A 21,851-nucleotide genomic window follows, 5' to 3' on the forward strand; every position below is an offset into this window, starting at 1 on the left:
CTGTACGTGTTCCCTCGCCCGGGTATCATGCCGCCCATGATTGACCACATCTCGATCGGCGTTCGTGACCTGGAGAAGAGCAAGGCATTTTACGCGGCGGCCCTCGCGCCCCTCGGATATGCGGTGATGATGGAGTTCCCCGGCGTGGCCGGGCTCGGGGAAAAGGGCAAACCCGATTTCTGGCTCGGCGCGGGGGAGGGGGGCTCGCGCCAGCACGTCGCGTTCGTGGCCACGGATCGCGCGACGGTCGACGCGTTTTACGAGGCCGCGATCCGCGCCGGAGGCAAGGACAACGGCAAACCCGGGATCCGCGCGATGTACCACCCGAATTACTACGGCGCATTCGTGCTGGACCCGGACGGGCACAACATCGAGGCGGTCTGTCACACGCCTTGAAGCGCGTCGGACGGCGCGGAGGCGCTTGACTCGTCCCCGTCCTCTTGGAAGGGGCCGCCCGAGGTCCCTCCGCGCGGCGCTCCCCGAGGGACGGACGCCCCGAACGCGCCTTCGGCGGCCCCGTCCACGGGACAGCGTGCGCTGGAGAGGGCTCCGCGCCGTCCTTCCCGAGGGACCGGCGTGACGAGGGCGCCCCCCGCCACGCCGTCCCCAGGGACGCCGGCACGAACGGCGTCTCTGCGCCGTCCTTCCCGAGGGACGGGCGTGACGAAGGGATCTCGGGTGCTTGCGGGGAGGAGAACGGCGCGCGTCGTGCCGCGCTCGGGCGCGCCGTGCAGGATCAGGGGCTCTCGTTCTTCTTCGTGTCCTTCCGCCGCTTGCGGAAGGGCTTGAAGAACCGATCCACCATCTTCGGGTTCGACGCGTAGACCGTCGTGAGCGCGCCTTCGAGCTTCTTGTACTCCTCGCGCCACGCCGCCATGAGCGCGGGGATGCGCTTCTCCTCCAGGAAATCGAGCGCCTTCTCGGTCTCGGTCAGCGCCGCGTCGGCGGTCACGACGTTCGCGCGCGAGGCGGTGAGCTTCGGCTCCCAGGACGCGACGACCTCGCCGATCTCGGGGTCGTTCTTGTCCTCGGCCATGGCTTCGAGCATTTGCCCGACCTGCTCGGGCTCCTCCTTGCGGGGCTCGGCGGTCGTCACGTCACGCAGGCCGGTCTTGAAGTAACGGCGGTACTTGGGGTGCTCGCGGTTTTTCCGGACCGCGCCGAGGAGCTGGAGCTCGAAGTTTTCGACGTCGGCGTCGCAATCGCCGTCGCGCGCATCGAGGACCGCGCTCTTGCGCTGCCGCTCCTCCTCCAGGTCGTCGCGCTCGCGCAGCGTCTTCTTGAGCTCGTCGTGAACGGCCAAGAGGGCTGCTTCGAGCCCCGCGGCCTTCTTGTCGGCGGCGACGCGCCCCGTCGCATAGGCGCTCTTCGGGAGATACCCCTCCGGAGGGGTGTCTTGGGTGGGCATGTCCATGAAAAGGGGTCCTCCTGATTCGGGGCGCGTAGCATGGAGTCCGCGAAGCGTGAAGACGCGGCGTACACACCACGTTGACGGACTTCGAGGTATCTGATCGCATTTCGGTCATGTCGTTCCCGCGCATGAGAAGGCTCCTCTCGTTCGGGATCCTCGGTTGCGCGACGACGGCGCTCGTGCCGCTCGGCTGTGGGGCCACGGTCAGACCCCTGGCGCAACAGGACGACCGCCCGCGCGTGCCGGACGCCACCGCGGAGCGCCTACGAGCGTGCGTCGATGAGTTCGGTGGTGACCTTCGCGGCGGGTACTACACGTTCGACTACACGGTGAAGGTCGACGAGGAGGGCCGGGTGGTCGATGTGGAGTCCAAGGGCGTGCCGCACGCAGATCTCGCAGGGTGCACCCGGATCGCGCTGCGAGGCATGACCGTCTCGGAGGAGCTGCTCAGGGTGCGCAAGCTTCGCCTGTCCGAGTCCTCCGCTCCCGCGAACGGGGAGACGCCGGCCGAGCGTGGGCTCGTCGGGCACCCCGGGGTGCTCGTAGCCGTGGCGCTCGCCCTCGCCGACCTCATCATTGAAGCGGGCCCCATCGTCATCGTGATCGCCGCGTCGGTGGAGCTAGGCAAGTCGGATATTGCGGAGGTGGCGCGGAAGAAGAAGAAGAAGGACCCGTGTCAAGAGCCCCTGAACGACTGCCTCGACTCGGCTCGACAAAGCAAAGACGGGGGTAAGTGGAAACATTCAATATGCTTGGCATGCCATGAGCAGTGTAGGGGGAGCGGCAAATGGCCCGACGGAATCATGATGTCCAAGTGGGAGAGCTGTAAATGAGAGACAATTTGGGAGCGCGCCGAGAGATGGAGGGGGACGAGCTAGCTTTCTGCAACGCCGCAGGCCGCCTCTTGGTCAAGTCTATGGATGAGGAGCGAAGCTTTGCCGAGTCCGTGGACGACTTACGCCGGCTCGAAGCGGAGTTCGTGGCCCGCGCAGGCGACGATGAATGGGACGTGCGCGAGACGAGGCGACGCATCGCCGAGCTCATCCTCAACGTGGCGCTATCGAAGCGCCCCCCCCTCGAGGTCTGCCGCGAGGCCTGGAAGGACATCGTTCGCCTCGGCTTCTCGGGCAAGGACCGAGAATACGTGATGGCCTGGTTCTTCGCGGATTGCTGTCGGTACGACGAGAACCCCGAGGAGGGGCTCGCCGTGCTAGAGCCGCTCGTCGCCGAGCTCGAGCGAGGGCTCGAAGAAGCGAGGGCGACGCAGAGCTCGACGGAATACCACGAATACCACCTCGGACCTCTGCGGAAGCTCCGTGACGAGCTCCTGGCCCAACGAAGGGGCGAACCAATCCCGGGGAAAAGCACGCGGCGGAGCGACGACGAGGCGCCCGGCAGCACCCCGGAAGACGAGTGAATCGAAGCGTTCCGCGATGAGCTCGCGAAGGGAGGAAACGTATTCGGCGCAGCCAAGGGGCGGCGAGGCGTCGACCCGAGGACCGGCAGCGAATCAGCGTTCGCCGCAGCAGCGCTTGTACTTTTTCCCGCTGCCGCAGGGGCACGGCGCGCTTCGCGCGGGGCCCGTCTGCTGCTCCTTCGCCTCCGCCGCGCGGACGTCCTTCAGCCTGCGGCGGTCCTGGCGCAGGAGCGCGAGCGCGTAGTCCGGCTCGAAGGGGGCGCGGACGGCGGCGATGTAATCGGCGGGCAGGTAGAGCTCCTCGGGCTTCGCGCGCGCGAGCCATGGGAGCGACATGATCATCACGGTCAGGAGCTCCCGGTCTGCCAGGTAGCACCCATCGATGAGGAGCAGGGCGCTGCGCGCGAGGTCCCGCGGCGCGTCCGCGGCGGCCTTGAAATGGTAGGGCGACGAGGAAGGGGCACGTTTTCCGAGGGTGACCGCGAAATCGGCTCCGATCCTCGCGAGCCGGGTGGGGAGATCCGTCGGGTCCTCGTCGTCGGAAAGGAAGACGTTCGTGAGCGCCCTGCGCACCGACGCGAGGTGGCTCCTGCCCTCCGGCACGGGGACGCTCGGTGAGAGCGCTTCTCTCACCTCCGCGCGCAGCGCCGGGTAGCGGAGGCCGATCGCCGCGAACGTGAACACGCTGTCGGCGACTTCGATGACGTTCGCGGCCTCCTCATGCGCCTTCTTGTAGTACGGGAACAGATGGTCACCGAGGCGCGCCGCACCCCAGAGGCCGCGGAGCGCGTTGCCGACCAATCCCTGCGAGACGGCGGGGCGCGCGTAGGCGAGCCCTGACATGGCCTTGCGCGCGGACGCCGGCAGCTCCTGATAGGGCGCCATGCCGTCCATCGCGGCGAGCACCGACAGATGCCCGAGCGTCCACGTCCGGCACCAGAGCCCGTGCAGCGTCTCGTCCCAGCGCCGGTGCAGCTTGCCGTTCTTCGGCACCTCGCGGAGCAGGAGATCGCGCAGGTGGTCGATCGCCTTGGCCTCCTCGATCATCCACTTGAAGAGCTCGAGGGCGAGGAACGGTTGCCACACGGCGATGCCCTCGAATTGCTCGCGCGTGAGCCACTGCCCTCGCTCGTAGAGCGCGCGCATGAGCTCCGTCGCGTTGCCCGTCGAGTTGAGGAAGCGGTTCGTGCGCTCGCGCCACGTGATGACCTTCTCCGTGATCGCGTCGAGCTGCTCCCGCGTGATGACGTGGCGGTCCCTGACACCCATGCCCGCGCCGAGGCACGTGACGAACTTGCCGTCGCGCGTGACGATGAGGAACGGGCCCTTCTCGGGATCCGCGAGCGAGATGGCCACGCGCTCCATGCCCTCCGGGACACGCGCGGCGTTCAGGATGTGTCGCAGGAGCGGATCGTCGCGGTAGAGCGAGAGGGCGACGTCGAGGTGCGGCACCGAGAGCCGGTCGAGCCGGGAGAGGAAGTGATGCGCGTGCCCGGTGAGGGTCATGCGAAGCGCCCTGGGCAAGCGTGGATTTCGATCAGGGGCCCTCGGCGACGTACGGCTCGAGGGCGCGGATGATCGCGGCGGTGACGGAGTCGACGTCGCCGTTGCCGTTGACGTGCACGAGCCGCTCGCTGCCGATGATGGCTTCGGCTTCGAGGTAGGCGCGGGCGAGGCGGGCCTGGAGCTCCGGCTCCTCGAAGAGCTCGCTCGCGCCGCCGCGCGCTCGCCTGCGTTGCGCGGCGATCTCCGGATCGACGTCCACGACGACCGTGATGTCGGGCTTCAGGGCGTGGCGGTTGCAGTGGCGGATCCAGGCGATCATGTCGGCGCGCGCGCCCTCGTCTTCGATGCCGATCGACTGGTAGATGATGCTCGAGAGCTCGTAGCGATCCGAGATGACCACGTATCCGTCGCGCAGGTGCGGGGCGACCTCGGTCTCGATGTGATCGAGCCGGTCGGCCGCGAAGAGCAGCGCCATCGTGGTGTCGCGGTGCCTCGACGGCAGGTTCACGCGCTGGGTGAGCACGAGCCGGAGGAGCGAGCCCATCGGGCCCCCGCTCGGCTCGCGCGTGACGTGCGCGAGCCTGCGCCGTCCGCGCAAAAACGAGCCGTAGCGCACGGCTTGCGTCGTGGTCCCCGCGCCGTCGATGCCTTCGAAGACGACGAACAGCCCGTCGTTTCCGTCCTCGGCTTCACGCATGGCGTCCTTCGTTTCCTTCCTTCGTTGCGACAGCGTCGTGGGGGTTTGGGGGCGTAGCTCCGCTCGCCGGAGCGGAGCCCCCAAGCGTCGACTCGGGGATGGGATCCTCGCCGAGCACCAGGTTGTCGATGAGCCGCGCGCCGCCGATGCGGACGGCGAGCGCGAGGAGCACGCGATCCTGCGTGCGCTCCTCGGGACCGAGCACGGTGAGCGTATCCGCGTCGGCCACGTCCACGTAGTCGATCGAGCTCGCGACGGGCGCGACGTGGCCGCGCGCGAGCGCGGTGAGCATGCCGGCGCGACGCTCCCCCGTGGCGAACGCGCGCGCCGCGGCCGAGAGACCTCGCGGGATGGCGAGCGCTTGCGCCCGCGCCTCCGCCGAGAGGTATGCGTTGCGCGATGACATCGCGAGCCCGTCTGGCTCGCGCACGGTCCGCACGCCTTGCACCTCGACGGGCAGGAAGAGATCCCGCGTGAAGCGCTCGATCACCTTGAGCTGCTGGTAGTCCTTGCGGCCGAAGAGCGCGAGGGAAGGTCCTACGAGCGCGAACAATTTCGTCACGACCGTGGCGACGCCCTCGAAGTGGCCGGGCCGGTGCGCGCCGCAGAGGCCCGCGGCCGTGGCGCCGACGTGCACGCGCGTCTCGTCGCCGGGCGGGTACATGTCGGCGGGGGAGGGCGCGAAGATGCCGTGCGCGCCCGCCTCCGCGCACTTCTTCGCGTCGGCCTCGAGGTCGCGCGGGTACCGGGCGAAATCCTCGTTCGGGCCGAACTGCGTGGGGTTCACGAAGATCGAGACGACGACGAAATCGGCGCGCTTGCGTGCCTCTTCGATCAGCGCCTGATGGCCGCGGTGCAAGGCGCCCATCGTGGGAACGAGGCCGACGCGCGCGCCGCGCAGCCGCGCCTCGTCACACGCACGCCGGAAGTCGAGAGGTGCGCGCCAGATCTCCATGGCGCGCCACGCTAGCAGAAAGCGCAGGCCGCAAGGAGGCGGGCGAACTCCGCGGCCTTCGCCTCCTCTTCGGGTCGATCGACTGACCCAAGCGATCGGGTAGGCTAGACTGAAATCATCGTGACGTTCGAGACACCTTCCACGCCCGAAGTCGCAGCTCGCCCCTCGTCCCTGCTCCCGGCCGCGGGCGACTCGGATCCGACGCAGTATCTGAACCGCGAGCTGTCGTGGCTCGAGTTCAACGCTCGCGTCCTCGCCGAGGCAGGATCGATGGAGGTTCCGCTCTTCGAACGGCTGAAGTTCCTCGGCATCTTCTTCTCGAACCTCGACGAGTTCTTCATGGTGCGCGTTGCGGGTTTGCAGGCCCAGACGCAGCGCACGATCACCGAGGTCCCGCCGGACGGCATGAAGCCGCAGGAGCAGCTCCTCGCGATCAGCGCGCGGGCGCACGCGCTCTTCGACAGCGCCTACCGGCTCTGGAACACGGAGATGCTGCCGGCGCTGCATCGGGTCGGCGTGCGGATCGTGCGTCCCGAGGAGCTCGACGCGGCCGAGCTCGCGGCGCTCGACGAGCGGTTTCGCACGGACATCTTCCCGATCCTCACGCCGCTGGCGATCGACCCGGGCCATCCGTTCCCGCACCTGCGCAACAAGAGCATCAACCTCGGCATCATGTTCAGCCGCGAGCACGAGGGCGAGGAGCCCGGCTTCGGCGTGATCCAGGTGCCGCCGATGCTGAGCCGCCTCATGCGCGTGCGCGTCGACGGCTGCGGCCGCGCGTTCGTCCTCCTGGAGGACGTGATCGCGCGCCATGTGAAAGAGTTCTTCCCGGTCTCGCGCCTCCGCGGGACGTACCCGTTCCGCGTGACGCGCAACTGGGACCTCGAGATCGACGAGGAGGAGGGCGAGGACCTCCTGGAGACGATCCAGGCCGAGCTCCGGCGTCGCGATCGCGGCAACGCCGTGCGCGTCGAGATCGGCGTCGGGGGGGGCGTGGGCGCGAGCGTGCAGCGCCTCTGCCGCGCGCTCGGCATCGATCCGAACCTCGACGTCTACCGCGTCTCGGGCCCGCTCAGCATCGCCGATCTCGTCTCCGTGGTGGGCGAGGAGGATCGGCGCGATCTGCGCGACGAGGTCTTCACCCCGCAGGTGCCGAGCGCGCTGCGCGACGTGGAGGATCCGTTCGCCGTGATCCGCGAGCGGGACGTGTTCCTGCACCATCCGTACGACTCGTTCGATCCGGTGGTCGAGTTCGTCTCGCGCGCGGCCGACGATCCGAACGTGCTCGCGATCAAGCAGACGCTCTACCGCACCGGTGGCGACTCGCCGATCGTGAAGGCGCTCGCGCGGGCCGCGGAGAACGGCAAGCAGGTGACGGCGATCGTCGAGCTCAAGGCGCGCTTCGACGAGGCCTCGAACATCCAGTGGGCGCGGACGCTCGAGCAGAGCGGCGCGCAGGTGATCTACGGCCTGCTCGGGCTGAAGACGCACGTGAAGGCGCTGCTCGTGGTGCGGCGGGAGAAGGACAAACTCCGGCGCTACGTGCACCTCTCGACGGGCAACTACAACCCGCACACGGCGCGGCTCTACACGGACGTCGGCCTTTTCACGGCGAACCGCGAGATCGGCGAGGACGTGACCTCGCTCTTCAACCTGCTCACGGGCTACAGCGCGCCGCCGAAGTGGAACCGGCTCGTGGTGGCGCCGCTCGGTCTGCACGAGGCGATCCTCGGGCTCATCGCGCGCGAGACCGAGCACGCGCGCGCGGGCCGGAAGGCCGAGATCGTGGCGCAGATGAACGCGCTCGTGGACGTGGACGTGATCGACGCGCTCTACGCCGCGAGCCAGCACGGCGTCGACATCCGGCTCTTCGTGCGCGGCATCTGCTGCCTCCGGCCCGGGATCCCGGGGCTCTCGGAGCGGATCCAGGTGCGCGCGCTCATCGATCGGTTCCTCGAGCACAAGCGCGTCTTCCGCTTCGCGAACGGCGGGACCGAGGAGTTTTACTTCTCCAGCGCGGACTGGATGCCGCGGAACTTCCACCGCCGCGTGGAGCTGCTCGTGCCGCTGCTCGATCCGGCCGCGCGCGCCCGCGCCGAGGACATGCTCGCGACGCTCGCGGCCGACACGGCGAAGACGTGGGCCCTCACCGCGGACGGGAGTTACACGCGCGTCGTGACGCCCACGGGCGCGACGACGTTGCGCTCGCAGCAGCGGTTCATGGAGCTCGCGCGCGAGCGGCCCAAGCCGGCCGACGTGCTCGCGCGGAGCGGCCGGTTCCACATCTTCCAGGTGGGCCACGGCGAGGGCGGCGACGAGCTACGCCGCAAGAACGGCAAGAAGAAGAAGCACAATCCGCCGGCTTAGTCCCGAGGGGGACGCCTCGCGTCCCCCTCTCGGCCAGGCATAGCCCGGCCGATTCACCCCCCCGAGGCTCGCTCGCTGCGCGATCGAGCAGAGCGCCTGTTCGGCGCTCTACGCCCCGTCGTCAAGGTTTCACGGAGACCTTGTGCACGAGGTCTCCGTCGACGAACGAGGCCCACGGCCCCGTCGCGCGGCCGATCCACGCGTACTGGCCGTCGAGGTGCGGGTGCCTCGCGTGCATCACGAAGATCTGGCTCGACCCCGTGTCACGGCCCGCGAGCGCGACGCCCACGGTGAGCGGATCGAACGCGATCGGCGAGGTCTCGCAGCGCAGCGGTGCCTTGCCCGGCGGTCCGCCGTAGCCGTCGCCGAAGGGCGCGCCGATCTGCGTGACGAAGCCGGGCACCACGCGGTGCACGACCTTGCCGTCGTAGTAGCCTGCGCGCGCGAGGTCCACGACCCGCGTGACGGCCACGGGCGCGACGTCGGCGTCGAGCACGAGGGAAGCTTCGCCGACGTCGGTCTCCAGCGTGAGGGTCACCTTGCCGGCCGCGCGAGCGTCGAGCTCGGGCGGCTTCGGCCCTCCGCCCGGCGGCGCCTGACAGGACGGCGTCTCCGGTTTGCCCGAGACGAGCCCGATCGCCTTCGCCGCGCGCTTGCGGAGCTCGGGCCACGACGAACGGCAGAGCTCTTCGAGCCGCGGTAGCGTCTCCTTCAAGCCGAGCGCGCCCGCAGCCTCGACCATCGAGCTTGCGTGCTCCGGATCGTTCTCCACGTCGGCGCGACCGAGCGCCGCCGCGATGGCCTTCACGATCGCGGGCGAAGGCGGGCGCAGCGTCGTCTCCTCCGCGGCCTGCTCGTCCTCGCCCTTCTTTCGCTTGCCCTTCTTCTTGCGTTTTTCAGGCTCGGCCGCGAGGTTCGGCTTCTGCGCGATCACCCCCGCCGCCGTCGAGACGAGGCCCGGCTCCTGGGCCGTGAGCGCCGCTTCGAGGATCGGCAAGGCCTCTTCGGCGAGCTCTTCGTGCTTGGGGAGCAGCTCGATCGCGGCCTCGCGCGCCCGCAGATCACCGCCCTTCGCGTGCGTGAGGAACACGGCGCGCCTCGACCCTTCGATCGGCGCGCGATCCAGCACCTTCACCATCGCCCGCGCGCCGATCGATCCCGGCTGCCCCGGCGCCTTCGCCCCCGCGTCCGCGCCGTCGCCCGTCGCGAGCGCGGCCGTGACGTCGCACCGCGTGAGGAGCGGATCCCGCACGTCGGCGCCCGCGAGCGCCGTCGCCGCGCTGCACCGGATCCAGGACAGGCGCCGCAGCACCGTGACCGGCGCCGAGGGCGGCGGCTCCATCGTGGCCAGATCCTTCAGCCACTTCTTCGCCTTGTTCGTCGGTTCGAGCGCGTCGAGCGTGGCGAGCAGCACGCCGATCTCCTCGCCGAGCGCGGTGAGCGCGACGGCGCCGCCCGGCGGGACGAGCGCGGGCAACGTGGACACGAGCATGGTTTGTCCCGCAGGACCGAGCCGACGGAGCGCGCGCGCGGCCTCCGCGCGTTCGGCCGCCGAGAAGAGCGTCGCCCCGGCGAGCACGCGTCCGAGATCCGCCGCGGCCTCCGGGCCTGCACGACCGAGCGCGCGGACGGCGAAGATCCTGTACGGACCGGGCTCCGCGAGGCGCGCGCCGGCGACCTCGCGCAGGCGCGCCGTCACCGTGTTCGGCACGTTCTCGAGCCTGCCGATGGGGAAGAGCCCCTCGGGCGCGGGCGGCGACGAAGCGCTGCCTGCCGCCAGGTTGAGCAGCGCCGCGAGCGTCTCCTCGCGGAGCCGCATCTTCACCGCGGCGAGATCCCCCAGCGCGAACGCCGCCGCCGAGGCTTGCGCCTCCGTGCCCGAGAGCCACGCGACGAGCGTCGGCTCGCTCTGCTCCGCCCCGCAGCGACCCACGGCCCGCGCGATCGCCACGCGCGGATCGAGCTCCGCGCTCGATCGACCATCGACGGGTGGAGCCCCCTTCGCAGGGACGCCCTCCTTCGCGTCGACGAGCGACAGCGATCGCGCCACGAGCGCCGTGACCGTCGCCTTGTCGCCCGACGCGCACGACGAACCGAGCCCGTACGCCGCCCACGTGACGACCTCCGGATCCTCGTCGGCGAGCGCGCGCAAGAGCCCCGGCTGCGCGCCTTCGCCGCCGATCCGCGCGAGCGCGCGGGCCGCGGCGCGTCGCACCGAGACGTCGCGGTTCTGCTGATCGGAGCTCGTGATCTCCGCGGCCGAGCGCCGATGCTCCGCGGCGAGCAGCGCCTCCTGCCGCTGCTTCGCCTCGTCCACGACGACGACCGCCGCGTCGCTCCCCGCGTCGGGTCCTGCGTCCTTCGTGCTCGGCGCCGTGGGCCCTCCTCGGTTGCACGCGCCGAGCGCGGCGACGACGCCGATCACGAGGCCCCTCGCCCCTCGCCTCGTTCCCACGCACTTCATCGAGCATTCTCCTCGGCGCTCTGCGCGCCGGACACACGGGGGGCGGGCCTCGGCACGGCGCGAACGAGCGCGTGCGCGCGCCCGAGCGCGCGTCGATCGAGCCACGCACAGACGAGCTCGTGCCCGCGTCGATACGCGCGCCGGACGGCCCCAGCGCGCACGCCCTCGGACGGCAGCGGCCACGCGTCGACGCCCACGCAGCGAAAGTTCTGGATCGCGCGCTCCACGTGCCAGGCGCACGTCACCACGAGCACCCGCCGCGCTCCTCTCCGGCGCAGGATCTCGGCCGAAAATGCCGCATTTTCATGCGTCGTCAGCGACCAGAGCTCGCTCGTCACGGCCTCGTCCGGCACCCCCGCACGGACCAGCTCGCGGCGCAAGGCTTCCGCTTCGATCTGCGCGCCCCAGCGACGCCCGCCGCTCGTCACGATGTGGGGCGCGACACCCGCGAGATACGCGTCAGCAGCCTTCTTGGCGCGGCGCAACGCCGCAGTCGTGAGCCGACCCGACGGCAGCACGCGGCATCCAAGGACCACGATGGCATCTGCGCGCTCCGGCATCGGGCCGACGATAGCCGAAGCGACGCCGCTCGCCAGAAAGTCACGTAAGGGCCACCTCTCGCTTGACGTTGCGCCCGGAAGGCATTTATCACGGGGAATCGGACCAAGGGCGGGGGCCGGAAGGGCGATCAGGATGCGACTCAAGATGTGGGGTGTCCGCGGAAGCATCCCCACGCCCGGACCCGACACGGTCGAGTTCGGCGGCAACACGAGCTGCTACGAAGTGCGGGCCGGCGAGACGCTGATCATCCTGGACGGGGGCACGGGTCTGCGCCTCCTCGGGCAGAGCCTTCTCCGGGAGATGCCGATCGAGGCGTGGATGTTCTTCAGCCACGTCCACTGGGATCACATCCAGGGCTTCCCGTTCTTCACCCCTGCCTTCGTCCGCAAAAACACGATCCACCTCTTCGGCGGTCTCAACGTCTCGCGCACGCTCGAGGAGACGCTCGCGGGCCAGATGGACTACCCGAGCTTCCCCGTCCACCTCTCGGAGATGGGCGCGAACATGACCTTCCGCGACCTCTACGAGGGCGAGGTCGTGACGATCGGGCGCAAGCAAGACGTGCGCGTCTCGAACGCGCGCGGCAACCACCCGAACGGCGTCTACGCGTACCGCATCGACCACGAGGGCAAGTCGCTCGTCTACGTCACGGACTCGGAGCACTACGCGATCGTGGATCCGAAGCTGCGCAAGCTCGCGCAGGGCGCAGACGTGCTCATCTTCGACGCGATGTACACGCCCGAGGAATACGCAGGCGAGGTCGGCGGCGGCCCAAAGACGGGCTGGGGTCACGCGACGTTCGTCGCAGGCTGCGAGCTCGCGCATGCCGCAGGCGTCAAGCAGCTCATCCTGCACCACCACGATCCGAGCCAGACGGACGCGATGGTCCGCGAGAAAGAGCGCCGCGCACGGGAGCTCTTCCCAAACACGATCGCAGCGAAGGAAGGGATGGTCATCGAGATCTGAGGGACCGCGCGAGCGGTTTTCCCTTGGACGTCGAACGATCTCCGTCGCTCCGTCTGAGCATGGGTCTCATCGCAGGCCGCTGCGCCGGGGCGCTGCCCCGGGCCCCGCGGGGGCTGTTCGCCCCTCGACCCGAACCAGGGCCAGCCCTGGACCTCTGGGCATCGACTGCGCTTCGCGCAGTCGATGCGGGGAAATCTTTTAAGCTGTCCGCCCCCTCTTTGCAGGGCCAGCCCTGGACCTTTTGTGAAAGAACTGCGCTACGCGCAGTTCTTCCAACAGGCCGTTGGTACCGCGCCGCCAGCGGAACCGTCAGCGCTGCTGTCTTGGTTGGCAGGATCGGTTGCGATCTTGACCTGGCCCGTTCGATGAACTGCGCATCGCGCAGTTCATCGACCACGAGTCCAGCGCTTGCGCTGGTCCAGGTCCAGGAGCGGACAGCTCCTGGTGGGGCCTGGGGCGAAGCCCCAGCGAGACGCCCTCAGTGGAGCAGCTCCGTCAGCCGTGCGCGGACGCGCTTCTTTGCGCGCTCCTCGATCTGCCGCACGCGCTCCTTGCTCACGCCGAAATCGGCGCCGAGCTCTTCGAGCGTCGCTGGATCCTCGCTGAGCCAGCGGGCGTTCGCGATCTTCTGCTCCCGCGGCGACAGCTCTGTGACGATCTGCCGCAGCGCTGTGGCGACCTGCCGCTGCGCCTCGTCCTCGCAGGCTTGATCCTCGGGCGAGGGGAGTGGCGAGGCGAGCCTGTCGAGGGGTGCGTCGCCCTCGGGGTTCTTCTTGTCGAGGCTCACGTCTCGCGCCATCAGCAGCGGCAGGAGTGCCACCACGCGCTCGCGAGGCAGGCCGCTCTGTGCGGCGAGGATGTCCGGGTCCCGCTCGTGCGTGCGGCGGTAGATGCGCAAGACGCGCCGCTCGCTCTTTGACGAGCCGAGCCGCACGATCCGGTAGCCGCGCGCCACGTGCTCGCGGATCTCGGCGCGGATCCAGTAGGCGGCGTACGTCACGAGCCGGCAGCCGCGCGACGGGTCGAAGCGCTCGGCCGCCTTCAGCAGGCCGATGTTGCCCTCCTGGACGAGGTCCTCGATCGGGATGCCCCAGCGCCGGTACTCGAGGGCGATGGTCATCACGAAGGGCAGGCACGCCTCCACGATGCGGCGACCGGCGTTGCGGTCGCCGTTCCGGAAACGCTCCGCGAGGTCGCGCTCTGATTCGGGCGTCAAGGGCTCGCGCTTGTCGAGCTCGCGGTGGCGCGGAGCGTGGGCGAAGACGGCGGGACTTCGGCTCTCGGCCATGGGGACTCCTCGCGCCCCGGGGCGTTCCTGCCGCCTTGTGCGGCGGCGGGATGGGAAAGGCGCGCGGCACGCCAATGCAGGGCCGATGCCGCGCACGAATCAGGCTCTTTCCTGCAGGAGACGATCTCGTTTCGCGCAAACGTCACGGGCCGCCTCAGGGGCGCGAAACGGTTGCGTGAATCCGCGGACGGCGCCCTCGGGTCCCGTGGCTCACGCGCTCTCCTCGTTCTTCGAGATGTTCGCACGCCACTTTCACCCCCGCGCCCTGGGCGTGGTACATCCCTCTCCAGGCACACACGTGGGCAGGCGTCTCGCAACCAGAGGGTGGTACTTCGCAGCCGCCGCCGCCATCCTCGCGCTCTCGACGCAGCGGCCGGCCGAGCCTCCGAAGCATGCAGCGCGCGGGATCGCGCTCTGGTCTTTGCGCACGCTCGACGTCACGGACGAAGAGGACCTCGGCGCCGAGTGTGGCGCTCCTTCGGACGGCGGCCTCGTCCTTCCGACGGGCGCGCCTGCGGCGCTCTCCTGCGAGGCCGCGCGTAGCATCGTCGCGCAGGTCCGCACGAACCTCGCGGCGCCGGTCACCGACATCGAAGCCGCAAAGTTTGCCGATGGGGTCGTCGACTGGCTCGACCCGCACGGGCTCTGGTCCGTCGCGCCCGACGCGCCCGTCGCGCCGGTCGTGCGCCGCGAAGGCGAGCGGCTCCTGCGAGAGCTCGAAGCCGCGCCGAACGGCGGCCCTTGCGCCGCGGCGGACGTTGTCGGCGCCTCGCTCGTCACCTGGATGAAGACGCTGCGCGCGTCCTTCGACGAGGGCTTGCGCGAAGCACGTCCCGAGGGCCGCGCTCGCTCGCCCGCCGAGGTCTGGCGCACGGTGACCGCCTCGCCCTTCGAGGACAGTCCCATCAGGCGGAGTGGCCGCGAGCTCGCGCGTGAGCTCGGGCGCGAAGTCTTTGCTGCGCGGGCCGCGTACGGGCCGGCGCTCGATCCGTACGTCAGGGCGGCGGGCCAGCGGCTCTTCCCCGACCTCACGGCCGAGGCCTGGGGTCGCGTCGTCCTTGCGGCGGCGGTGCGTGCGTACGTGCCCCAGTTCGACGCGCATGGCTCGTGGGCGCCACTCGACGAGGAGATCTGGCTCTACGACCTCGACCTCGAGGCGAGCCCGCCGCTCCGCCTCTGGTCGGAGATGACGCGCACGGGGCTCGGCATCCGCATCGATCAGGGCGCGCTTGCGCCGCTCCTCAACGGCGACGTCGTCCTCTCCGTGCGGGGAGTGCCGCTCGCGGGTATGAGCGTGGAGCAGGTCTCTCAGAGCGCCCTCCTCGAAGGCGCGCCGCATGGGCCGCCGGCGTCCGTGACGATCCTCCGGCCGCACGTCGCGCAGCCGATGGAGCTCGTCGTCGCGCCCGCGCCTCCGCGTGAGGGCGCAGCGCCTCCGGCCGAGCCCCCGGAGCTGCCTTTCGACGCCGTCCGGTATGCCGACGGCCGCGTCGCCATCGTGACCATGCCGGACGTCCCCGACGATCTCGGCGATCGAATCGGCGCGGCGCTCGCGCGGGTCCGGGAGACGCACGACAATCGCGGCGTGCTGCTCGACCTGCGCGCCAACGGCGGCGGGTCGACGGACGGCGCCATCGCGGCGCTCGGCCATTTCCTCCCTGGGGCGGCGCTCTTTCCGATGCGCCGGCGTGATGGCGGCGTCGAGGTCGAGCGCGCGCCCGACGTGCCTGTGGAGGAGTCGTATTCGGGGCCGCTCGCGGTGCTCGTGGATGGCGACACCGCGAGCGCTGCGGAGATGATCGCGGGGGCGATCGCCAGTTATCGACGTGGCGTGGTCATTGGAGACCGTACTTATGGGAAAGGGTGCGCCCAGGAATACCTCGATGACGATGCGCGGGCGGGCGTCCTTCGTTTGACGACATTGCTATTTTCTTTACCGGATGGCTCGCCGGTCCAGAAAGTCGGCTTATCGCCGCAGATCACGCTCTCGCTCCCGGCGGCGACAGAGCGGGAGGCGCGGCTTTCGCGGGCGCTCGAGCCCTGGCGTGGCCCCGACGTGCGGGATCCTGCGCTCGTGCGCGAGGTGCCGTGGGCGCTGCATGGCGGGCGTGTCGGTCCTTGCCGGGACGAGATGGTCTGCCGCGCGCTCCGGGCGCTCGGGACATCCGTGGCCGCCGCGCGCTGATCGTTTTGGCGCAGGCTGGGCCAGCGCCGCGACACCGCGACCGGCCTTTGCATTCACGGTGGGCCTGAAAAGAACGTGATACGCTGTGGCATTACGCTTGCTGAAGGGCGTGTCTGGAGGCCGTGATGCGATTGGCTTTGCATGGATGGTTGGGCGCAGCTTCGCTTTCCCTTTTTCTGCTCGGCGGTTGCGCCTTGTCGTTCGTCGATTCGAACAGCGGTTCGAACGGCTCGGGTGGGAGCGGCGAGAACACGGGCGGCTCGGGCGGTATGGGCGGCGGCGGCGGTTGCGGCGCGGACTCCTGTGGTCAGGGCGGCGGCGGCGGCTCGACGGCGTCGACCGGCGTCGGTGGTATGGGCGGGGGCGGCGGCGGCAGCAGCGGCAAGCCGTGTGGTGGTTTCGCCGGGACCGTTTGTGGCCCCGACGAGTGGTGCGACTTTCAGAATGATCGGTGCGGCGATACCGACCTCACAGGCATTTGCAAGCCGCGGCCGAGCGCGTGCCCGGACGCTTATTTCCCGACATGCGCGTGCAACGGCATGGTGTATGGCAATGCCTGCGACGCCGCCGCGGCTGGCTCGGACGTCTCGGACCTCGGCAATTGCGAGCCGCCGTCGGACAAGCTCTTCCCCTGCGGCCACAACTTCTGCGACGAGGCCACGCAGTATTGCCAGAAGACCACGTCGGACGTCGTCAATGAGCCGGATTCCTTCCAGTGCGCGCCGATCCCCGCCGCGTGCGGCGGCGCGCCGAATTGCGCTTGCTTGAACGACCCGTGTGCGCAGTTCTCCTGCGACAGCGTGTCCGGCGGCGGCATTCTCGTCACCTGCCCCGGCGGCTGAACGCCCGCGGGCCCCGGGGGGGGACGCTCAGCGCTTCTTGTTGAAGAGCTTGCCGAGCAGGCCGCGGCCTGGCGGATTCGAGCCGGGTCCGTCGTCCTCGGGCGGGTGCCTCATTTCGTAGAGACGCACCTCGCGCGCGGCTTCGATGTTCTTCGGGCTGATGACCGTGACGCGCTTGAAGTCCCGGTAGGCCTGGGGGACGCGCCCGGCGAGCTTGAGCAGCCTCCCGCGGTAGAGCAGGGCCTTCTCGTAATCGGGCTCCGTCTTGAGCACGCCGTCGAGCTGCGTGATGCAGTCATCGTAGACGTTGTTCGTCTTGCCCTCTTCGGCCACTGGCGGGAGCGGCCTCCGGCTCGCCACGACCCAGGCGAGCAAGGCCGTATACGCCGGCTGCTCGGGATCGGCGGCCACGGCGCGCCGCACGCAGGCCTCGCACGAGGCGAGGTCGTTCTTGCGCAGGAAGACCTCGGCCTTCTCGAATTCGAGCGCAGCATTGACGGCGCGCTCGACCTTCGCCTGCTCGTCGACCACGCCGCCTTCCCGCGACGCGAGGTACTGCGCGCGACCGGCGTCGTCCTTCAGCGCCTCGTAGGCCGCGTTGATGGCCGCGAAGAGCCGCGCCACCCGGGGCTTGAGATCGTGAAGGTCCTTCGGGAGTTTGTCCGGATGGTACACGAGCGCCAGCTTGAAGTAGGCGTTCCGCACGTCGCCCGACGTCGCCTCGCGCGGGATGCCGAGCATCTGGAAAGGGTCCTCGTTCGGGGCGGAGGCGAGCTTTGCCTCGATCTCGGCGCGGCGCTTCTCGTGGTTCGGCGGCCCGGCCTGCGGCTGCACGGGCGGCGCGGGCGCGGTCTTGTCGGACGCACGCTGAATGGCCTGAAGCGGCCCCGTCCCCTCGCGCCTGACGGCCTGGAGTGGCCCGGTCGCGTCGGACGCTCGTAGCACCTCGTCCCGCGGCCGCGTCCCGGTCTGATCCACGTACTGCAGGCCCGTCGTGCCCGTCGTGGGCCGCCACCCGAGTGGATCCGAGACCATCGCATTTCGCGCGGCGGCGGCGACGCGCTCGAGCCCGACGGGCGGGCGCGTGGAGCCGCCGAAATCGAGGTGCCGCGTGATCGTCATTCCGTACACGACGCCGCGCACGATGCGCGGGGGCACACCGCTCGTCTTCGCGAGGTCGACGAGCGTCGTTCGTTGCTTGCGCAGCCTCTCGACGAGCGCGCGCTCCTCGGGCGTGAGCCGGAATCGCTCTGGCGTCGCGCCGCTCGCGATGCCCATCGGGACGTCCTCGATCCTGCGCAGCGTCGCCTCGGCCTGCGGCGCCCCGACGAACGCGCGGGCACCGGCCATGATCACCGCGAGCGGCTCGACCCGCGGCACCTCGCCGCCTCGCTCCGCGAGCAGGTCCTGCCCGGCGTAAAACGCGTACCGCGTCTCGGGCTCGATCTCGCACAGCTTGATCATCGACCGCTCGAGCGGCGTGCGCTCCGCGTACCGCGTGCCCCCGACATCCATCACGCGCGTCGGCGTTCCCTCGTCGAACGACACCGCGGCGCGCGCGCCCGTCTTCGTGGTGAGCACGAGCGTCCCCGAGAGGACCTTGTCGAGCAGGTACACGTAGAGGTGCAGGAGCGGCGTCTGCACCAGGTTGGCTTCCGCCGTCGGTACGAGCCCCGGAGGGACGACGAAGGGCATTCCGGTCGTGGGGGCGGGGGGCGAAGCAGCCATGCGTGGCGACTCGCCCGAAGCGTGCCAGGGTGCGCGCGGGGGCGCAACGGGGCACTCCGATGACCGTGTGGATTTCGCGGGCGTCTGGAAAATGGTTGGCGCGGCCGCGAAACGCGCGTCAGGGCCCCCGGGCGACGAGCGAGCGACAGCGCGCGTCGTCTGCGTAAACGCGCACGCCGCGGTTCGAGGGCACGAGCGCGTTCAGGCGGATCGTCGCGGCGGGATCTCCCGTGAAGACATCGATCTGCCGCCCGACGACCTTCATGCCGCGGTCCTCGGCGACGAAGCAGCCGTCGTGGCGCCCGCCCTCAGGCAAACTCACGCCCTTGAACTCGGGGATGAAGAGCACGGTCCCGAGCGGGATCACGGACGAGTCCACGGCCACCGAGCGCAGCGGCGTGATGGGCTTGCCGAGGGCGCCGCGGCCCGTGGGGAAGCGGGCGGGGTCGAGCCGTTCGAAGCAGATCTTCTGGTTCGTGCGCGGGCAGACCGCGGCGCAATCGCAGTCGCGTTTGGCGAAGCTCACGGTCTCGCCGGTCGAGAGGCGGCCGCTGCCTTGCACGCAGACGCGATCGTGGAAGTCCTGCGTGACGCTCGTGAGCGGCTTGCAGCTCGCGTCGTAGATCGTCGCGTTCTTCGGGCCCGCGTCTTCTTTCGGGAAGTCGTAGTACGTGTTGCGGAAGCGCTCGCCGTTGCGGAAGACCGCCGCGGGCGTCGCGCCCGAGCCTTGCGCCGTGATGGTCACGACCTCCTCGGCGCTCGACGCGGGAGCGGGCGCGGGCGGGGATTCCCGCGGCGCGAACGCCGTTCGGCTCGACGCGCGCTCCGGTTCGAGGAACCCGGCCCGCGCGCTGCGCGTGTCGGACCAACCGCGATGCTCGGCTTCGCGCGTGGGCTCGCCTTCGCCTTGCACCCAGGCTTGCCCGGCTGCGGTCGCGCACGCGGCGCCCGAGAGGCAGGCGACGAGCGCCATGGTCAAAGGTCGCATGCGACGAGGATACCCTCGCTCGCCCGCCGATGGCCAAGAGGACGCTGGCTCGTCAGGCGTCTCGGCTTGGCTGCTTCGGGTGCTTCAGCGCGTAGACGCCGCGGCTCGTGGCCACGAGCTCGGAGGCGGCGCTCGGGTGGTAGAGCCGGATGTCGGCCCAGCCGAGCTTGGCGCCGACGCGGATCGTGGTGGCGTCGCCGACCAGCATCTCGCGGCGCCCGGGCCGGAGGTAATCGACGCGTAGATCCACGGTGGAGACCCGGGCGAGGCTTGGATTTTCGAGCTCGGTCCAGACGCAGAGCCCGCCTGCCGTGTCGGCGAGCGTGCTGATGAGGCCCCCATGAAGCGCTTGTCGGATGGGGTCCCCGATGAGCTCCTCGCGCCACGGGATCGACAGCGTCACGTGTCCCCGCGCGATGTGCTCGACCTTGACCCCGAGCCACTTGTTGAACGGGATGAGCTCCTCGGCGAGCTGCCGAAAGATGGTCGGATCCAACATTTTTTTCGGCGCGCACGATGCCGGAAAAGCCCGTGTTCTGCCAGGTCATCGCAGGAACGTGGCCCGCCGGGTTCGCTCGCCTCGTCACGAAGCGCGTGCTAGGAGCGGCGCCGAAAAATGGCCCGCAAGGATCTCCGCAACATCGCCATCGTGGCCCACGTCGACCACGGTAAGACCACGCTCGTCGATCACATGCTCCGCCAGGCGGGCGCTTTCCGCGACAACGAGGTGGTTGCCGAGCGCGTGATGGACTCGAACGACCTCGAGCGCGAGCGAGGAATCACCATCCTTGCGAAGAACACGAGCGTCCGCTGGAAGGGCGTCAAGATCAACGTCGTCGACACTCCGGGACACTCCGACTTCGGCGGCGAGGTCGAGCGCACCCTGATGATGGCCGACGGCGCGCTCCTGCTCGTCGACGCGGCCGAGGGGCCGCTGCCGCAGACGCGCTTCGTGCTCTCCAAGTGCCTCGAGCGGGGCTTCCCGCTCATCGTCGTCATCAACAAGATCGACCGCCAGGACGCGCGTCCGCACGAGGTCCTCTCCGAGGTCTTCGACCTCTTCTGCGACCTCGGCGCGAGCGACGCGCAGACCGACTTCCCCATGGTCTACGCCATCGGCAAGCTCGGCCAGTGCAAGCGCGAGCTCGAGGACCAGCTCACGAACCTCGTGCCGCTCTTCGAGACGATCCTCGCGCGTGTCCCCGCGCCCGAGGGCGACCCCGACGAGCCGCTCCAGGTCATCGTCTGCAACACGACGCACGACGACTACGTCGGCAGGCTCGCGGTCGGGCGCATCGTGCGCGGCAGCATCCGGCAGGCGGGTGATGTCGTGGTCCTCGGCGAAAACGGCAAGGTCACGAAGGGCGCGGTCAAGGCGCTCTTCACCTTCGAGGGCCTGAAGCGCGTCAACGCGGACAGCGCGCAGGCCGGCGAGGTCGTGGCCATCGCCGGGCTCGAGGTGAACATCGGCGACACGATCGCCGATCCCGCGCGCCCCGAGGCCCTCGAGCGGATCGTCGTCGAGGAGCCGACGATCAAGATGAAGATCGGCGTCAACACCTCGCCGTTCGCGGGCAAGAGCAAGCAGTCGAAGTTCTTGACGAGCCGCCAGCTCAAGGATCGGTTGGAGCGCGAGGCGCGCAAGAACCTGGCGATCCGCGTCGAGCCCACGGACTCGCCCGACACGTTCCTCGTGCTCGGCCGCGGCGAGCTCCAGCTCGCGATCCTCGTCGAGACGATGCGGCGCGAGGGCTACGAGATGCAGCTCTCGAACCCCGAGGTCGTCACGCGCGAGATCGACGGTCAGGCCATGGAGCCCGTCGAGCTCGTCGTGATCGACGTCCCGGAGACGTACGTCGGCATCGTGACCGAGCGGCTCTCGACGCGGCGCGGGCGCATGGTGAAGATGACGAACCCCGGGTTTGGCCGGGCGCGCCTCGAGTTCCAGGTCCCGTCGCGCGGGCTCATCGGCTTCCGCGGCGAGTTCCTCACGTCGACGCGCGGCACGGGCCTGCTCAACACCATGTTCGACGGCTGGACGCCGTGGGGCGGGCCCATGATGCGCAGGCCCACGGGCGCCATCGTGTCCGATCGCGCGGGCGTCGCGACGCCCTACGCGCTCCACCACCTGCAGCCGCGCGGCACGTTCTTCCTCGTGCCGGGCGTCGAGGTGTACGAGGGCATGATCTGCGGCGAGCACAACCGCCCGAACGACACCGACTGCAACGTCATCAAGGAGAAGAAGCTCTCCAACATCCGCAACCACGGCAAGGACGAGAACGTCCTGCTCGCGAGCCCGAGGCTGCTCACGATCGAGACCGCGATGGAGTGGATCGACGCCGACGAGCTCGTCGAGGTCACGCCGGAGGCGGTGCGGGTGCGCAAGAAGGTGCTCGCGGTGAACCTGCGCGATCGGCGTGAGGACGCGATCGAACAGGCGCAGGCGGTCGAGTAAATCGATCGACCGAGCGGGGCG

The 21,851-nt window shown here is 69.8% G+C and carries 18 protein-coding genes; 8 read left to right on the forward strand and 10 right to left on the reverse strand.

Annotated elements, in window-relative coordinates; genetic code table 11:
* Window positions 1-36: 36 nt before the first annotated feature.
* Window positions 37-396 carry a VOC family protein gene (locus tag QHF85_RS16490; protein WP_281328145.1) on the forward strand — a complete coding sequence of 120 codons (360 nt, stop codon included), beginning with the start codon at window positions 37-39 and terminating at the stop codon, window positions 394-396.
* A 340-nt stretch (window positions 397-736) separates the two neighbouring features.
* Here the strand turns inward: QHF85_RS16490 and QHF85_RS16495 are convergent, their stop codons facing one another.
* Window positions 737-1,414 (reverse strand): hypothetical protein, encoded by a 678-nt coding sequence (locus QHF85_RS16495; RefSeq protein WP_281328146.1) that lies wholly within the window; start codon window positions 1,412-1,414, stop codon window positions 737-739.
* 74 nt (window positions 1,415-1,488) lie between these two features.
* On the opposite strand from QHF85_RS16495, the gene QHF85_RS16500 reads away from it, so the two are divergent.
* Together QHF85_RS16500 and QHF85_RS16505 are read left to right on the forward strand one after the other, a co-directional pair.
* Window positions 1,489-2,244 (forward strand): hypothetical protein, encoded by a 756-nt coding sequence (locus tag QHF85_RS16500; RefSeq protein ID WP_281328147.1) that lies wholly within the window; start codon window positions 1,489-1,491, stop codon window positions 2,242-2,244.
* Window positions 2,245-2,357: 113 nt separating this feature from the next.
* Window positions 2,358-2,828: a hypothetical protein gene (locus QHF85_RS16505; protein WP_281328148.1), complete on the forward strand. Its 471-nt coding sequence runs from the start codon at window positions 2,358-2,360 to the stop codon at window positions 2,826-2,828.
* A 93-nt stretch (window positions 2,829-2,921) separates the two neighbouring features.
* On the opposite strand, the gene QHF85_RS16510 is transcribed toward QHF85_RS16505, so the two are convergent.
* Genes QHF85_RS16510 through panC form a run of 3 tightly spaced genes read right to left on the reverse strand, consistent with a single transcriptional unit; the run spans window position 2,922 to window position 5,986 of the window.
* Window positions 2,922-4,334, reverse strand: a complete 1,413-nt coding sequence (locus QHF85_RS16510; RefSeq protein ID WP_281328149.1) for an SEC-C domain-containing protein — start codon at window positions 4,332-4,334, stop codon at window positions 2,922-2,924.
* A 31-nt stretch (window positions 4,335-4,365) separates the two neighbouring features.
* Window positions 4,366-5,031: a dTMP kinase gene (tmk, locus tag QHF85_RS16515; protein ID WP_281328150.1), complete on the reverse strand. Its 666-nt coding sequence runs from the start codon at window positions 5,029-5,031 to the stop codon at window positions 4,366-4,368.
* A complete protein-coding gene (gene panC / locus QHF85_RS16520; RefSeq protein WP_281328151.1) occupies window positions 5,024-5,986 on the reverse strand; it encodes a pantoate--beta-alanine ligase in 963 nt (320 codons plus the stop codon). Before panC ends, tmk begins: the two co-directional genes overlap by 8 nt.
* Window positions 5,987-6,106: 120 nt before the next feature.
* On the opposite strand from panC, the gene ppk1 reads away from it, so the two are divergent.
* Window positions 6,107-8,353, forward strand: coding sequence for a polyphosphate kinase 1 (gene ppk1, locus QHF85_RS16525; RefSeq protein WP_281328152.1), 2,247 nt, complete (start codon window positions 6,107-6,109; stop codon window positions 8,351-8,353).
* Window positions 8,354-8,474: 121 nt separating this feature from the next.
* Here the strand turns inward: ppk1 and QHF85_RS16530 are convergent, their stop codons facing one another.
* Both QHF85_RS16530 and QHF85_RS16535 read right to left on the reverse strand, forming a co-directional pair.
* Complete coding sequence (locus tag QHF85_RS16530; RefSeq protein WP_281328153.1) at window positions 8,475-10,808, reverse strand: peptidylprolyl isomerase; 2,334 nt, start codon at window positions 10,806-10,808, stop codon at window positions 8,475-8,477.
* A 5-nt stretch (window positions 10,809-10,813) separates the two neighbouring features.
* The gene (locus QHF85_RS16535) at window positions 10,814-11,377 is read right to left on the reverse strand and encodes a YdcF family protein (protein WP_281328154.1); all 564 of its coding nucleotides are present in this window, start codon (window positions 11,375-11,377) and stop codon (window positions 10,814-10,816) included.
* Between the two features lie 133 nt (window positions 11,378-11,510).
* On the opposite strand from QHF85_RS16535, the gene QHF85_RS16540 reads away from it, so the two are divergent.
* Entirely contained in the window at window positions 11,511-12,344 is an 834-nt protein-coding gene (locus tag QHF85_RS16540; RefSeq protein WP_281328155.1) for an MBL fold metallo-hydrolase, read from the forward strand.
* Window positions 12,345-12,822: 478 nt separating this feature from the next.
* Here the strand turns inward: QHF85_RS16540 and QHF85_RS16545 are convergent, their stop codons facing one another.
* Window positions 12,823-13,632: a sigma-70 family RNA polymerase sigma factor gene (locus QHF85_RS16545; protein ID WP_281328156.1), complete on the reverse strand. Its 810-nt coding sequence runs from the start codon at window positions 13,630-13,632 to the stop codon at window positions 12,823-12,825.
* Window positions 13,633-13,930: 298 nt separating this feature from the next.
* Here QHF85_RS16545 and QHF85_RS16550 point away from each other — a divergent pair, with 298 nt between their 5' ends.
* Together QHF85_RS16550 and QHF85_RS16555 are read left to right on the forward strand one after the other, a co-directional pair.
* Window positions 13,931-15,817: a S41 family peptidase gene (locus QHF85_RS16550; RefSeq protein WP_281328157.1), complete on the forward strand. Its 1,887-nt coding sequence runs from the start codon at window positions 13,931-13,933 to the stop codon at window positions 15,815-15,817.
* A gap of 194 nt (window positions 15,818-16,011) precedes the next feature.
* Window positions 16,012-16,659, forward strand: a complete 648-nt coding sequence (locus QHF85_RS16555; RefSeq protein ID WP_281328158.1) for a hypothetical protein — start codon at window positions 16,012-16,014, stop codon at window positions 16,657-16,659.
* Between the two features lie 27 nt (window positions 16,660-16,686).
* Here the strand turns inward: QHF85_RS16555 and QHF85_RS16560 are convergent, their stop codons facing one another.
* The 3 genes from QHF85_RS16560 to QHF85_RS16570 form a co-directional block, all read right to left on the reverse strand.
* Window positions 16,687-18,387, reverse strand: coding sequence for a J domain-containing protein (locus QHF85_RS16560; RefSeq protein WP_281328159.1), 1,701 nt, complete (start codon window positions 18,385-18,387; stop codon window positions 16,687-16,689).
* Between the two features lie 118 nt (window positions 18,388-18,505).
* On the reverse strand, window positions 18,506-19,375 hold the full coding sequence (locus QHF85_RS16565; RefSeq protein ID WP_281328160.1) for a 3D domain-containing protein: 870 nt from the start codon (window positions 19,373-19,375) through the stop codon (window positions 18,506-18,508).
* Window positions 19,376-19,427: 52 nt separating this feature from the next.
* Window positions 19,428-19,874 (reverse strand): hotdog fold thioesterase, encoded by a 447-nt coding sequence (locus QHF85_RS16570; RefSeq protein ID WP_281328161.1) that lies wholly within the window; start codon window positions 19,872-19,874, stop codon window positions 19,428-19,430.
* A gap of 117 nt (window positions 19,875-19,991) precedes the next feature.
* On the opposite strand from QHF85_RS16570, the gene typA reads away from it, so the two are divergent.
* Window positions 19,992-21,830 carry a translational GTPase TypA gene (gene typA, locus QHF85_RS16575; protein WP_281328162.1) on the forward strand — a complete coding sequence of 613 codons (1,839 nt, stop codon included), beginning with the start codon at window positions 19,992-19,994 and terminating at the stop codon, window positions 21,828-21,830.
* The last annotated feature ends 21 nt before the right edge of the window (window positions 21,831-21,851 follow it).

This window comes from Polyangium sp. 6x1 (assembly GCF_029946515.1).
Classification (GTDB): Bacteria; Myxococcota_A; Polyangia; order Polyangiales; family Polyangiaceae; genus Polyangium.

Coding starts and splice junctions, on each gene's coding strand:
- QHF85_RS16490 (WP_281328145.1), top strand. CDS start 37: ATGATTGACCACATCTCGATCGGCGTTCGTGACCTGGAGAAGAGCAAG.
- QHF85_RS16495 (WP_281328146.1), bottom strand. CDS start 1,414: ATGGACATGCCCACCCAAGACACCCCTCCGGAGGGGTATCTCCCGAAG.
- QHF85_RS16510 (WP_281328149.1), bottom strand. CDS start 4,334: ATGACCCTCACCGGGCACGCGCATCACTTCCTCTCCCGGCTCGACCGG.
- tmk (WP_281328150.1), bottom strand. CDS start 5,031: ATGCGTGAAGCCGAGGACGGAAACGACGGGCTGTTCGTCGTCTTCGAA.
- panC (WP_281328151.1), bottom strand. CDS start 5,986: ATGGAGATCTGGCGCGCACCTCTCGACTTCCGGCGTGCGTGTGACGAG.
- QHF85_RS16535 (WP_281328154.1), bottom strand. CDS start 11,377: ATGCCGGAGCGCGCAGATGCCATCGTGGTCCTTGGATGCCGCGTGCTG.
- QHF85_RS16540 (WP_281328155.1), top strand. CDS start 11,511: ATGCGACTCAAGATGTGGGGTGTCCGCGGAAGCATCCCCACGCCCGGA.
- QHF85_RS16545 (WP_281328156.1), bottom strand. CDS start 13,632: ATGGCCGAGAGCCGAAGTCCCGCCGTCTTCGCCCACGCTCCGCGCCAC.
- QHF85_RS16560 (WP_281328159.1), bottom strand. CDS start 18,387: ATGGCTGCTTCGCCCCCCGCCCCCACGACCGGAATGCCCTTCGTCGTC.
- QHF85_RS16565 (WP_281328160.1), bottom strand. CDS start 19,375: ATGCGACCTTTGACCATGGCGCTCGTCGCCTGCCTCTCGGGCGCCGCG.
- QHF85_RS16570 (WP_281328161.1), bottom strand. CDS start 19,874: ATGTTGGATCCGACCATCTTTCGGCAGCTCGCCGAGGAGCTCATCCCG.
- typA (WP_281328162.1), top strand. CDS start 19,992: ATGGCCCGCAAGGATCTCCGCAACATCGCCATCGTGGCCCACGTCGAC.